The sequence below is a fragment of the Paraburkholderia phymatum genome, from assembly GCF_040965635.1.
GTDB classification, from domain to species: Bacteria; Pseudomonadota; Gammaproteobacteria; order Burkholderiales; family Burkholderiaceae; genus Paraburkholderia; species Paraburkholderia phymatum_B.
Genome location: NZ_JBFRCH010000008.1, coordinates 196,672 through 209,869 on the forward strand (window position 1 = coordinate 196,672; position 13,198 = coordinate 209,869).

Sequence of the window (13,198 nt, forward strand, 5' to 3'; positions counted from 1 at the left end):
GGTCATCGTGAGCGAATCAGGTCGGCAACGCACGCTTGTTCATCGATGAGTCGCCCCGTCGCCCGGACGTTCGTTGATATACGGCGCGACGTTGCGCTCCTCCAGCGCGTCGCCGAGCTTCATGCGCAGGAAGCTGCTCGTCGTGTAGCGCGTCACGCCCGAATAGAACGTGTTGACGAGCTTCGTCACCATCGCCGAATAGCTGCCGATCAGCTCGGGATTGATCGAGAAGTTGTCGTAGTTGATGATCGCCTGCGGCTTGATCCGCGCGCCCGACAGGCGCGACTCGACCTGCTGCCGGATCGCGTCGACCTGTTCCGCCGACGTCACCTGCAAGCCCTCGAAGTTCACGAAGAACATGTTCTTCCCGGCGTCGTAATTGAAGCGCTCTTCGAGCGGCAGGCACAAGAGCATCGTGCGCAAGCCCATCGGCCCGGCGCGAAAGATGCGCTCGTCCATCAGACGCGGCGGCCGCTCGATGATCGGCGTGAAGCCCATCTGCGCAACGATGTCGTTCTGCACGTCGATGCCGGGCGCGACTTCCGTCAGTTCGAGTCCGCGCGGCGTCAGTGCGAACACGCAGCGCTCGGTGATGTACAACACAGGCTGTCCGCGCTTTGCCGCATATTCGCCGCTGAACGTGCGATGCTCGACTTCATCGACGAACTTCTGGCACGTGCCCTCGCGATTGATCCGCAGGTGGCCGTCCGCGATCGTCACGTCGAGATTGCCCGCGTTGAACGTGCCGACGAACACGACGCGCTTCGCGCTCTGGCTGATGTTGATGAAGCCGCCCGCGCCCGCGAGCTTCGGCCCGAACTTGCTGACGTTCAGATTGCCCTGGCGATCGGCCTGCGCGAGCCCGAGAAAGGCGACGTCGAGACCGCCGCCATCGTAGAAGTCGAACTGATACGGCTGATCGATGATCGCCTGCGTATTCGTCGCCGCGCCGAAATTCAGCCCGCCCGCCGGAATGCCGCCGATCACGCCGGGCTCGGTCGTCATCGTGAAGAGGTCGATCACGCCCTCCTCGTTTGCGACGTTCGCGATGCCTTCCGGCATGCCGATGCCCAGATTCACGACGCTGTTGGCCATCAGCTCCATCGCGGCGCGGCGCGCGATGACCTTGCGCTCGGTCAGCTCCATCGCGGGCACCGAATTCGCGGGCACGCGCAACTCGCTCGCGAACGCCGGCGAATAGGGTTCTGCAAACGTCTGCCAGTGATGCTCGGGCCGCGCGACCACGACGCAATCGACCATGATCCCCGGTATCTTCACCTGACGCGGATTGAGCGTATTCGTATCGGCGAGCCGCTCGACCTGCACGATCACGATGCCGCCCGAATTGCGCGCCGCCATCGCAATCGCGAGCGCTTCGAGCGTGAGCGCCTCGCGCTCCATCGTGACGTTGCCGCTCGCGTCGGCCGTCGTGCCGCGAATGATCGCGACGTCGATCGGAAAGGTCTTGTAGAACAGATGCTCGCCGCCGCCGATCTGGATCAGCTCGACCAGGTCTTCCGTGGTCCGCGTGTTCAGCTTGCCGCCGCCATGACGCGGATCGACGAACGTGCCGAGGCCAATCGTCGACAGGTGCCCCGGCTTGCCCGCGGCGATATCGCGGAACAGGTGCGAAATGACGCCTTGCGGCAGGTTGTACGCCTCGATGCGCCCGTCGATCGCAAGCTGCTGCAGTTTCGGCACGAGTCCCCAATGCCCGCCGATCACGCGGCGCACGAGCCCCTCGTGCGCGAGATGGTTCAGCCCTTTCGCCTTGCCGTCGCCCTGGCCTGCTGCATACACGAGCGTCAGATCGAGATGCGCGTTCGACGCGTCCGGCGTACCCAATGCGCCCGGCCCGCCCGATGTCGCCGCGTTCGCAGCGAAGAAGCGTTCTTCGAGGGCGATCGCCACTTCCTCCGCAAAGCCGACGCCGACGAAACCGCCCGTGGCGACAGTGTCGCCGGGCCGTATCAGTTCGACGGCTGCGCGTGCGCTGACCACCTTGTCGCGCGCGACGTTGCGCTCGGTGACGGGAAACGGGTATTGGAATACGGCGCGCATGGGGTCTCCTTGCTGGGTCTTCTTCCGAACGACGCCGTCGCGGCCGCGGAAATGCGGCGGTTGCGCAGTGCGGCGATCGCGGCACAACCGCCCGCCGGCGCGGCTATTGCGGTGCCTGAACACCGAATTTAGCAAGCCGGCGCGGGATCGTCAGCATATATCGCCGGCGACGGCGCGGCCGTTCGGCGGCACGCACTCATGCACAAGCGATTCGCTTCACATCGGATTTCGCAAACCGGCGCGAAAAGATTAGGTAAGCAAACGTTCTTCATCGCGCTTCGTTGCACGTGCAACGACAGACGACGTTATGGTTCGACCCCGTAAAAACAGGCACAATTCGACAGGCTAAACAAAAACTCCGGCGCGCCGTAAACAATTAAATCAGCGCCGCCTCGCAAGCGCAGCAATAATTACCGCCACAGCGGCTGGCTCCATGACAGGCATTTCTTTTCCCGAACCGATCGATGCAGCATCCGCCGCGCGTGAGTTTGCTCACATGCGCGGCGCATGCTCTATCGATCGACACGCCGCGCCGGCGATCCTGCGCGATGTTTCGCGTGTCCTCCTGAAGGCGGGTCCGCAATGACGACGAGCCTTCCGTTGAAATGGCGCCGCAATGCGGCGAAAGCGTCGCGTCAAGATCAGCACTTTCTCGCGCTCGTGCTCGACGCGTGGTCGAGCCGGCGCGCGCTCGGGCCTGTGAGTTTCGCGATCAGCGTCGCGACGGGAATCGGCGCGGGCACGGCAGGCGTCGCGCTGCAAATGGCATTGCGCTGGCCGGTCATGCCGATCGGCGTGCAGGCCGGAATCGGCGCGACAGCAGGCGTGCTCGCGATGATCGCGACGCGACAGCGCTTCGCCGCGCAAAAGGCGCGACAGGCGGCGGCAATGGCGCTAGCCAGTTCGTTCCTCGACGCGAGCCGCGATTGCGTCAAGCTGCTCGATCTGCAAGGGCACATGCTGCGCATCAACGACTACGGCGCCATGCTGATGGAAGCGTCGTCGCCCGTCGAACTCGAGGGCGCCGACTGGCTCGGCTTCTGGAAAGGCGAAGACCACGACGCGGCGATGGCCGCGTTCAAAAACGCGCTCGGCGGCACGGCCGCGTCGTTTCGCGGCAGCTGCACGACGACGGCGGGCCAGCCGAAGTGGTGGGACTCGCAGCTCATCCCCATCAAGGACCACAACGGCAACGTGATTGCCGTGGTGTGCGCGTCGCTCGACATTTCGAACCAGACGCGGCTGCTCGCGGAACTGCGCACGAAGAGCGAGCTGATGTCGGAAATGGAAGCGCACCTGCAGCTCGTGTTCTTCTCGTACAGCGCGAATTTCGAGTACTTCCATTACGTCACGGCGGGCTCGTCGAACGTGTTCGGCATCGATCGCGAGGAGTTGCTGCGCAACCCGAACGGCTGGCTCGACCTCGTAGTGCCCGAAGACCGGGTCGCGCTGCAGGCGGAAATGCGCCGCGTGATGGCCGAGTCGACGGACGGACGCGCGCAGTACCGGATCAGAAAAGCCGACGGCACGGTGCACTGGCTGCGCAGCACCGGCTACCCCGTCGTCGACGACAACGGCAACGTGCTGCGCATCGTCGGCATCACGGAGGATGTGACGGCCGAACAGGAACGCATCGCCGAACTGGACCGGCTCGCCTATACCGATTCGCTGACGGGCCTCGCGAACCGTGCCGCGCTGCTGCGCGAAATCGAAAGCCGGTGCGCGGCGCGCAAGCCGTTCGGCCTGATGTTCGTCGACCTCGACCGCTTCAAGGTGCTCAACGATACGCTCGGCCATCTCGCCGCCGATCATCTGCTGCGCGACGTCGGCGGCGTCATCCGCAGCTCGCTGCCTGACGATGCGTATGTCGCGCGGCTGGGCGGCGACGAGTTCGCCGTGCTGATCGGCAGCGTCATCGACAAGGCGGGGCTCGAAGCGCTCGCGCAGGCGCTGCTCGGGAGCCTTTCGGCGAACCGTCTGCAAGGCGGAGCGGGCGCGTTCATCACGGCGTCGATCGGCATTTCGGTGTATCCGGAACACGGCAGCGACCACGATGCGCTGCTCTCCAGCGCGGATGTCGCGATGTACACGGCGAAGAAAATGGGCCGCAACGGCTATCAGTTCGCGGGCGAAGAAGCCGCGCGCACGATCGGCGATTTCGAACTCGAGCGCGACGTGCCCGAGGCGCTCGCGACGAACCAGTTCTTCCTGCATTTTCAGACCATTCACGAGCCGCACTCGCTCGCGGTGCACAGTGCCGAAGCGCTGATCCGCTGGGAGCATCCCGCGCGCGGTCTGATTTCACCGAGCGATTTCATTCCGCTGCTCGAAGAGACCGGCTTCGTGTCGGATATCGGCGTGTGGGTGCTCGATCACGCGTTGCGCCAGCTGGCCGCGTGGCGTCAGGCGGGCGCGATGAATCTGGGCATTTCGGTGAACGTGTCCGCGCGGCAATTGGGCAGCGAGCAGATCGTGCGCGATGTCGGCCGCGCGCTCAAGCAGCATGGCATTCCGCCCGGCAAGCTCGAAATCGAGCTGACCGAGACGGCACTGATGAAGAATCCGCAGCAGGCGCAAAAGTCGATTGTCGAGCTGAAGCGGCTTGGCGTGCGCATCGCGATCGACGACTTCGGCACGGGCTATTCGAGCCTGATGTATCTCGCCGACTTCGCGCCGCACACGGTGAAGATCGACCGGCATTTCACATCGAAGATCGAGCACGACCCGACGACCCAGACGATCGTCGAAGGCATCATCGGGCTCGCGCACAAGCTCGGCATCAACGTGATCGCGGAAGGCGTCGAAAACGCGGCGCAGCTCGACATCTTGCGCCGCGCGAATTGCGACTACGTGCAGGGCTTCCTGCTCAGCGAGCCGCAGGCGCCCGAAGGCCTGATGAAGCAGCGCGCGTGACGGCGCGACGACCGACGGCGCGCCGCGCTTGCCCGTCCGTCAGAAGCGGTGCCGCAGGCCGGCGCCGATCAGCACCTGATTGTGATTCGACGACGGATCGGCCGTATTGATGACGGCAGGCGCGCCCGACGACGCGTGCTGATAGATCGCTTCCAGATAGGTGTCAGTGCGCTTCGAGAACTGATAGTCAGCCTGCACGCCGCCGTTGTGCCAGTGCGCGCCCGAGCCCTTCGTGTACGTGTACGAGCCGGCGAGGGAAATGGTCGGCGTCAGCTGGTAGATGCCGTTGACTTCGTAGTTGGAAAAGCCGATGGACGGCGACGCGTCGCCCGTATCGATTACGACGACGCCCGCGTACGTCGAGCGCGACCAGGCCGCGGCCATCGTGAAGTCGCCGATCGCATAGCTCACGCCGACGCCATACGTATTTTGCGTCTGCACGCCGGCATCGAACACATCCGTCGCGCTGGGCAGCACTACGGGGGTATAAGCACCCGCCGCCGTGTTGCCACGCCCGTTCGCATGCAGATATGCGGCGCCCGCGTTGAGCGCGCCGTTCTGGTAGCTCGCGCCGAAGCTGTACGCGCGGTTGTTCGCGAACTGCCCGGCGGCATTCGAGAACGCGTACATGCCGCCCAACGTGAGGCCGCCGAACGACGGGCTCGCATATTTGACCGAGTTTGCGGCGAGGTACGAGTTGTTGGCGTTGTCGTTGTCGAACGGATGGGCGAACGCGGTGCCGCCCGTGCCGCCCGTCAGCGTGAACGGCGCGAAGTAGTCGTGGATCAGGTCGTACTGATGGCCGAACGTCACCGTGCCGAGCTTCTCGTTGCCGAGGCCGACGTAGTACGGGTGATCGTTGAACATCTCGCCCGTCGTCACCGAATAGCCGCGCTCGAGCCGGAAGATTGCGCGGTTGCCGCCGCCCAGATCCTCGATGCCCTGCAAGCCCCAGTAGCTGCCGTCGACGAGGCCCGAAGTCGATTTCCACTGCGAATGGCCGCCGGCGTTGTTGATATAGGCGAGCCCCGTGTCCAGCTCGCCGTACAGCGTGACGCTGCTCTGCGCGTTCGCGCCTGTGCTGAGCGAGAGTAGTACGGCGGCTGCGGCTGCCGCTACGGCTGTCTTGTTGATCTTGTTCGCGGACATGCTCGGCTTCCCAAGGTTGAGTCGATTCGGATTCGAAGGCGACTTTTTATAGGAACGACAGCCATATGCACAAGTGGCGCGCATCAATTGTGTTGCATAGCAACACCCCGACGCGCCGCAATATAACTTACAAAACGCGTACAGAAAGCCAATTATCGAGTTCGCGTGAATCGGAAGTAAAGCGAAAAACAGTTCGCCGCGCACCGCCTGTCCGAATGCCTGTCGATGGAATCCGGCGAGGCTTCGGCAAACGGGCTTCTCCCGAAAGCGTACGCTCAATGCGCGCTCAAAGGCGTTGTTTCCGTGCGACGGCTGCCGCTTGCCGGAATTCAAAGGCCGCGCTAATGCCGCGTCGCACGCTTACCCGACTCGAATACCAGGGATACCCTCAAGCCCCGGAAGGCGATGCCGTTAAACCATGGAGATTCAATCGGATGCGCAGGCATCCGGCAGTCCAGGGCAAACAACGCAATGCGCAACAATCAGCCGGTTACACAAAACGAGTACGACTACCCTTCGTCGCAGATGCTGGTGTCCGCGACCGATCTCAAAGGCAAGATCCAGTACTGCAATCCCGCCTTCATCGCCGTGTCGGGCTATTCGCGCGAAGAGCTGATCGGCCAGCCGCACAACCTGATCCGCCATCCCGACATGCCCGCCGAAGCGTTCGCCGACATGTGGACGACGATCCGCGCGGGCCAGCCGTGGTCGGCGCTCGTCAAGAACCGGCGCAAGAACGGCGATCACTACTGGGTGCGCGCGAGCGTCACGCCCGTCGTCGAGAACGGCACGCCCGTCGGCTATCTGAGCGTGCGCGTGAAGCCGGGCCGCGAAGAGGTGCGCAACGCGCAGGTGCTGTACGCGAAGATGCGCGCGGGCGAGGCGCATGGCCACAGGCTGCATCGGGGCGTGGTCGTGCGCACGGGACTCGTCGGCAGGCTGCAGGCAATGATGCGTCTGCCCGTCGCGACCCGCGCGACGATCGGTTATACGGTCGCGCCCGTAGCGCTGCTTGCGGCGGGGCTCGCCGCGTGGGGCGGGCTGCCGCCGCTGCCGTTCTGGATCGCGTTCGGCGTGACGGCCGCGACGAGCGCCGCCGCTGCGTATCTGCTGTCGCGCCACCTGGCTCAACCCGTCGACGAGATGTCGTCGTTCGCGACGCGCATGGCCGCCGGCGATCTGACCCAGGACCTGACGATCGCCCGCCACGACGACCTCGGCGACGTCCTGCAGGCGCTCAACCAGTTGAAGGCCAATCTCGCCGCGATCGTGTTCGACGTGCGCTCGCAGATCGGCGGCATGCTCGACGCCGCGCACGAAATATCGACGGGCAACGTCGATCTCGCGCGCCGCACGGAAATGCAGGCGGCCTCGCTTGAAGAAACGGCGGCGACGATGGAGCAACTGACCACGACCGTTCAGGCGAACGCCGACACGACCGTGCGCGCGCTTGATCTCGCGCGTGACGCGCAGGCCGCCGCTGCGCTCGGCGGGCAGGTTGCGCAGCAGGTCGAGCAGACGATGGCGGGCATCACGGAAGCATCGAAGCGCATCGCCGACATCACGGGCGTGATCGACGGCATCGCGTTCCAGACCAACATCCTCGCGCTCAACGCCGCCGTCGAGGCCGCGCGCGCAGGCGAGGCGGGCCGTTCGTTCGCGGTCGTCGCGAGCGAAGTGCGCATGCTCGCGCAGCGCTGCGCGGCGTCGTCGAAGGAAATCAAGCAGGTGGTCGATACGACGGTGAGCGAGGTAGCGCAAGGCACCGAACTGGTCGCGCGCACGACGGCGCAGATGGCCGTGATCGACGAGGCCGTGGCGCGCGTGTCGTCGCTGATCGTCGAAGTGGCGAATGCGAGCAGCGAACAGGCCGATGGCATCGGCCAGATCAATCAGGCCGTTTCGCATCTGGACAGCGCGACGCAGCAGAACGCCGCGATGGTCGAGCAGGCCGCCGCGACGGCGCAGCGTCTCGCGGAACAGGCCTATGTGCTCGACGAAGCCGTGCGGCTCTTCACGGTGTCGGGCGCGCCATCGGGCACGCCCACGTCGCGCGCCCCGCGCAAGGCGCACACTCGCGCGGCCGAGCCGCTGCGCAGCCCGGCGACACCTGTTCACACGGTTCGCGCCGACTCCGAAGAAGACGCTTTGGTCTGATGGATCATCGTTACTCCCATCTCGACAACGCGCTTTCGTCAGATAAAGATACGACCGTCAGCGCCCAGGATTGTGTGCGGGCCGGCTGACCCGAGTAACAACGGCGTTTATGTAGCCCGCCCCTTTTGTGGACGGGCTATTTTTTATCCGCTCGTTTTTCTTGGCTCCCGTTTGTTTCCGCGTATGCGCCTCGCTCACAGCGCAGCGAGCAATTCGAGCTGCTGAGGCGCTTTCGACATCGGGCGTTCGAGCATCAGCAGCGCTTCTTTCCGATGCAGTCCGCCCGCATAGCCGGTCAGGTCGCCTGCGCCCGAGATCACGCGATGGCACGGCACGACGATCGAGATCGGGTTGCGCCCGTTCGCGGCGCCGACCGCGCGCGACGCCGACATCGGCAAGCCCAGCCGCCGCGCGATGCTGCCGTAGCCGGCCGTCTCGCCGTACGGAATCTCCACGAGCTGTTCCCACACGTCGCGCTGGAACGGGCTGCCCAGCATGCGCAACGGCAGCGTGAACTGCTGCCGCCCGCCCGCGAAGTATTCGCCGAGTTGCTCGCGCGCCTGAAGCAGCACGCGCGAAGGCGTGAGCGTCGCCAGCGCGGCGTCCGCGGCCGGGAAATACTTCTGTCCGACGAAAAACACGCCCGTCAGCGCATCGTCTTCCGCGCGCAGCAGAATATCGCCGAGCGGACTCGGCATCGACATGCATTGCTTCATGAGACCCTCCTGCAAGTTCACTCAAGCGGCGCTCGAACGCGGCATCGATCCGAAATCGATGTTTCGTGATTCGCCGCGATGCTGCATTCCGACGCTGCGTTCCGATGCTGCCCAAGCTGCCTTCCAACAGTACCGACTTTAGCGCAGCGCGCCGCGACGCCGCCTCCTGAAACTTGCGCTAATACACTCAAACGTCACTGCCATGACAGCGCGCGAAAGCTCGCCGCAAACGGGCGCGGCGAACGCGTCTTACGCAAGGCTCGATCGCGCCGCACGCGAGCGTGTGACCCGTGAAAAAATCGCCGCATCCCGCCCAAAGCCGCACCAGTCTTGATTCTGCGCTCTGCGTCTGGTTCCTTTTATGCGCCACGAACGGCTCGCCCGCATAATCGCGGGAGTGTGAGCGCCACGCGACAGACGGCGCGCGGCGCTACCCCTTACAATGCCTATTCGGCAACGTTGTTCAATCACGCAAGAGGGAATTTTCGATGCGCACCACCGGGTCTTCCGGGGCAATGGCCCTGCTCACCGAGCACGACGACGCAACGGGTCGCGAACTACGCTCGCTGCGCCTCGAATCGACAGAAGACGGTAAAGGCATTCTTCTGATCGAGGTCGATGAACGCAAGCCAGGCATCCACCGCGAGGTGCGTTATGAAATCACGCCGGCGGAACTGATTGCAGCCATCCGTGCGCATGGCGCCGAACTACCGGGCGAGCAGCACAATCACCGGCAATAATTCTCCGCAGTCAACAGTCGCTTCACAAAGATCGCGCGGCGTCCGTACTACGGCGCCGCGCCTCTTGTTTTTAGCGCAGCCGCCCTCACCTTTTTGGTTCCGGTGAACGTCGCATGACGTTGCATGACGCTCGGCGGGCGCGCCGAACACTTCATTTCGAAGCGCGCAGCGATACGAGTTTTCCGCTTTTCCGCAGTATCCTCGGCGCAGACCGCACCTCTCTTGCACGCGGTGAAAATGCGTCCATAATCGTTGAGTCCACCAAGTCGTCTTCCGGCCCAAACGGCCGCGAAAGTAAGCCGATGCTACATGATCTCGTCGAGCAGTACGGGCCTGCCATCGTATTCGCCAATGTGCTCGCCGCGTCGATCGGGCTGCCCGTGCCCGCGATGCCTTCTCTCGTGCTGTTCGGCGCGATGGCCGCTATGCATCCTGGCTCGATCGGAGCGCAGGTGGTGCCTGTGCTCGTGCTCGCCGTGTTCGCCACGCTGATCGGCGACAGCGCCTGGTTCGCGGCCGGCCGCATCTATGGCGGCAACACGCTGAAAACGCTGTGCAAGCTGTCGCTGTCGCGCGATACCTGCGTGAAGAAGACGGAGCGCTTCTTCGGCCGCTGGGGCGTGCGCGTGCTGGCCGTCGCCAAGTTCGTGCCGGGGCTGTCGATCGTCTCCATTCCGATGGCGGGCGCGATGGGTACGCCGTACCGCACGTTCCTCGCGTACGACGGCATCGGCGCGACGCTCTGGTCGGGCCTCGGCCTCGTGCTCGGCGTCGTGTTCGCGCAGCAGATCGACATGCTGTTCGCCGGCGCGAGCCGCCTCGGCAAGATGACGGCCGTGGTCGTGGCGGTGCTGCTGGCCATTTATTGCGCGTATCGGTGGTACCGGCGCCGTCAGCTGATCAGGAAGCTCGCGACCGCGCGCATGGATGTCGACGAGCTGTACAAGCTGATGCTCGACAAGCGTTCGCCCGTCCTGTTCGATATCCGCTCGCAGGAAAAGCGCAAGCTCGATCCGTTCGTGATCCCCGGCTCGGTGTTCGCCGACGAGCGCCAGCTCAACGAAATCGTCACGCAGTATCCGCACGACCAGAAGCTCGTGATCTATTGCTCGTGCCCGAACGAAGTATCGGCGGCATGGATGGCGAAGCAGTTGACGGAGGCCGGCTTCAGCGACGTCCTGCCGTTGCGCGGCGGCCTCGACGCATGGCGCGACGCGGGCCGGCACCTCGAGCCGCTCGCGGAAGAACCGGAGCCGACGGTCGCCGTCGGCATCACGCCGAAAACAGTCTGAACCGACAATCACATCGGCTGCGACCCTTCCCGGCGCGCAGCCCTGCAAGGAGCGAAACCGATGGGTGTCACGCGAGAGGGCGAAGACTCGCAGCATGTCGTCATCAATGACGCACCGTACTCGATGCTTTCGATGCGGCGTCATCAGATGTTCCCCGAACTCCAGCCGGACGAGATCAAGCGGCTGTGCAAGTTCGGCGAAGTGCGCCGTTTCGAACCGGGCGAGATGCTGTTCCGCACGGGCGAGCGCGGGCCGGGGATGGTCGTGCTGCTGTCGGGCTCGGTCAAGATTTATCAGCGCGACGGTCTTGGGCGCGAACACCTGATCAACGAGCATCACAAGGGCTCGTTCCTCGCCGAGGTCGGCCAGCTGTCGGGCAAGCCGGCGCTCGTCGACGGCATGGCGCTCGAAGCCGGCGAAGCCCTGCTGATCGCGCCCGATCGCCTGCGCGCGCTGATCGTCGCAGAAGCCGAACTGGGTGAGCGCATCATGCGCGCGCTGATCCTGCGCCGCGTCGGGCTGATCGAGAAGGGCGCGGGCGGACCGATCATCGTCGGCAAGAGCAACGACCGGCGGCTCGTGGCGCTGCAGGGCTTCCTGTCGCGCAACGGCCATCCGCACACGGTGCTCGACGAGCGCGACGAAGACGGGCTGCGCATCATCGAGCAGTTCGCGGCGGGCCCCAACGACATGCCGCTCGTGATCTGCCCGGACGGCTCCGTGCTGCGCCATCCGAGCGACCCCGAACTGGCGACGTGCCTCGGCCTGATCCCGGATCTCGATTCCGAATTCGTGTACGACGTGGCCATCGTCGGCGCGGGACCGGCCGGGCTGGCGACGGCCGTGTATGCGGCGTCGGAGGGCCTCTCGGTGATCGTGCTCGATGGCCGCGCGCCCGGCGGACAGGCAGGCGCGAGTTCGCGCATCGAGAACTATCTCGGCTTTCCGACGGGCATCTCCGGACAGGCGCTCGCGGGCCGCGCGTTCGTGCAGGCGCAGAAGTTCGGCGCGCACGTCGCCATTCCCGTCAGGGTCAAGTCGCTGCATTGCGACGAACGTCCGTACCGGCTCGAACTCGCGTGCCAGGGCAGCATCCGCGCGCACTCGATCGTCATCGCGAGCGGCGCGGTGTACCGGCGCCCGGAGATCGAAGGCATCGACCACTTCGACGGACGCGGCATCTACTACTGGGCGTCGCCCGTCGAGGCGAAGCTCTGCAAGCACGAGGAGATCGTGCTCGTCGGCGGGGGCAACTCGGCGGGCCAGGGCATCGTATATCTCGCGTCGCACGCGAAGCACATTCACGTGCTGATCCGGCGCAGCGGTTTCGAAGCGACGATGTCGCGCTATCTGATCGACCGTATCGCGTCGCTGCCCAATGTCACCGTCTATCCGGGCACGGAAATCGGCTGGCTCGAAGGCAACGAGGCGGGGCTCGCGCAAATCGGCCTGAAGCGTCCTTGCGCGGACGGCCGCGACCGTTTCGATTCGCGGCATCTGTTCCTCTTCACGGGCGCCGATCCGAACACGGACTGGCTGCGCACCTGCGGCGTCGAACTGGACGCGAAGGGCTTTGTGATCACGGGCGCGAATTCGGCGTGCGATCTGACGACGTCCGTCGATGGCGTCTATGCGATCGGCGACGTGCGCGCGGGATCGATCAAGCGCGTCGCGGCTGCCGTCGGCGAAGGCGCGCAAGTCGTCGCGCAGATCCATCAGATGCTCGCGGAGCGCACGGGCGAAACGATCGCGCTCGGCGCCTGATTCTTCCTCCCTCTTCTGTCCTGCACCGGCTGGCGCGTCTTATCGCGTCGGCCGGCCGCGCCTATTGCGGCGGGCAGCGCGTCCGCTTACCGGTCGTTACATTCGCCACCGTCTGCTTGCACCTGCGATGCTTTCTTCTTCGTAATATTTAGTCAGCGCCCCGTTAGAAACGCGCAGCCGCTTCGGGCGACGTCGACGGGGTCTTGCGAGCGTTGCATGCGACCTGAGTAGGGCGCTGAAGCGCCAACGTTGGTCGCGCTTTGCATGGGACCTGAGCAAGTGCTGAAGCACTAACTCAAGCCGACAGCTAAAGCGCCAACTCTGGTCGAGCTCTGCATGGGGCTGGAGTAAGTGCTGAAGCACTAACTCCAGCCGACAGCTAAAGCGCCAACTCTGGTCGACAAAG

8 protein-coding genes are annotated in these 13,198 nt (G+C 64.7%); 5 read left to right on the forward strand and 3 right to left on the reverse strand.

Annotated features, from left to right (window positions below):
* Window positions 1-39 precede the first annotated feature (39 nt).
* Complete coding sequence (locus AB4Y32_RS17780) at window positions 40-2,061, reverse strand: acyl CoA:acetate/3-ketoacid CoA transferase (RefSeq protein ID WP_368722592.1); 2,022 nt, start codon at window positions 2,059-2,061, stop codon at window positions 40-42.
* 582 nt (window positions 2,062-2,643) lie between these two features.
* Between AB4Y32_RS17780 and AB4Y32_RS17785 the strand changes: the two genes are divergently transcribed.
* Window positions 2,644-4,974, forward strand: a complete 2,331-nt coding sequence (locus AB4Y32_RS17785; protein ID WP_439899802.1) for a putative bifunctional diguanylate cyclase/phosphodiesterase — start codon at window positions 2,644-2,646, stop codon at window positions 4,972-4,974.
* 39 nt (window positions 4,975-5,013) lie between these two features.
* Here the strand turns inward: AB4Y32_RS17785 and AB4Y32_RS17790 are convergent, their stop codons facing one another.
* Window positions 5,014-6,123 carry a porin gene (locus tag AB4Y32_RS17790; protein ID WP_368722593.1) on the reverse strand — a complete coding sequence of 370 codons (1,110 nt, stop codon included), beginning with the start codon at window positions 6,121-6,123 and terminating at the stop codon, window positions 5,014-5,016.
* Between the two features lie 471 nt (window positions 6,124-6,594).
* Here AB4Y32_RS17790 and AB4Y32_RS17795 point away from each other — a divergent pair, with 471 nt between their 5' ends.
* A complete protein-coding gene (locus AB4Y32_RS17795; protein WP_368722594.1) occupies window positions 6,595-8,280 on the forward strand; it encodes a methyl-accepting chemotaxis protein in 1,686 nt (561 codons plus the stop codon).
* A gap of 194 nt (window positions 8,281-8,474) precedes the next feature.
* On the opposite strand, the gene AB4Y32_RS17800 is transcribed toward AB4Y32_RS17795, so the two are convergent.
* Window positions 8,475-8,996, reverse strand: a complete 522-nt coding sequence (locus AB4Y32_RS17800; protein WP_368722595.1) for a methylated-DNA--[protein]-cysteine S-methyltransferase — start codon at window positions 8,994-8,996, stop codon at window positions 8,475-8,477.
* A gap of 488 nt (window positions 8,997-9,484) precedes the next feature.
* On the opposite strand from AB4Y32_RS17800, the gene AB4Y32_RS17805 reads away from it, so the two are divergent.
* From AB4Y32_RS17805 to AB4Y32_RS17815, 3 genes are all read left to right on the forward strand, one after another.
* On the forward strand, window positions 9,485-9,736 hold the full coding sequence (locus AB4Y32_RS17805) for a hypothetical protein (RefSeq protein ID WP_012403560.1): 252 nt from the start codon (window positions 9,485-9,487) through the stop codon (window positions 9,734-9,736).
* A gap of 302 nt (window positions 9,737-10,038) precedes the next feature.
* Window positions 10,039-11,028 (forward strand): DedA family protein/thiosulfate sulfurtransferase GlpE, encoded by a 990-nt coding sequence (locus AB4Y32_RS17810; protein WP_368722596.1) that lies wholly within the window; start codon window positions 10,039-10,041, stop codon window positions 11,026-11,028.
* A gap of 60 nt (window positions 11,029-11,088) precedes the next feature.
* Entirely contained in the window at window positions 11,089-12,792 is a 1,704-nt protein-coding gene (locus AB4Y32_RS17815) for an FAD-dependent oxidoreductase (RefSeq protein WP_368722597.1), read from the forward strand.
* Window positions 12,793-13,198 lie beyond the last annotated feature (406 nt).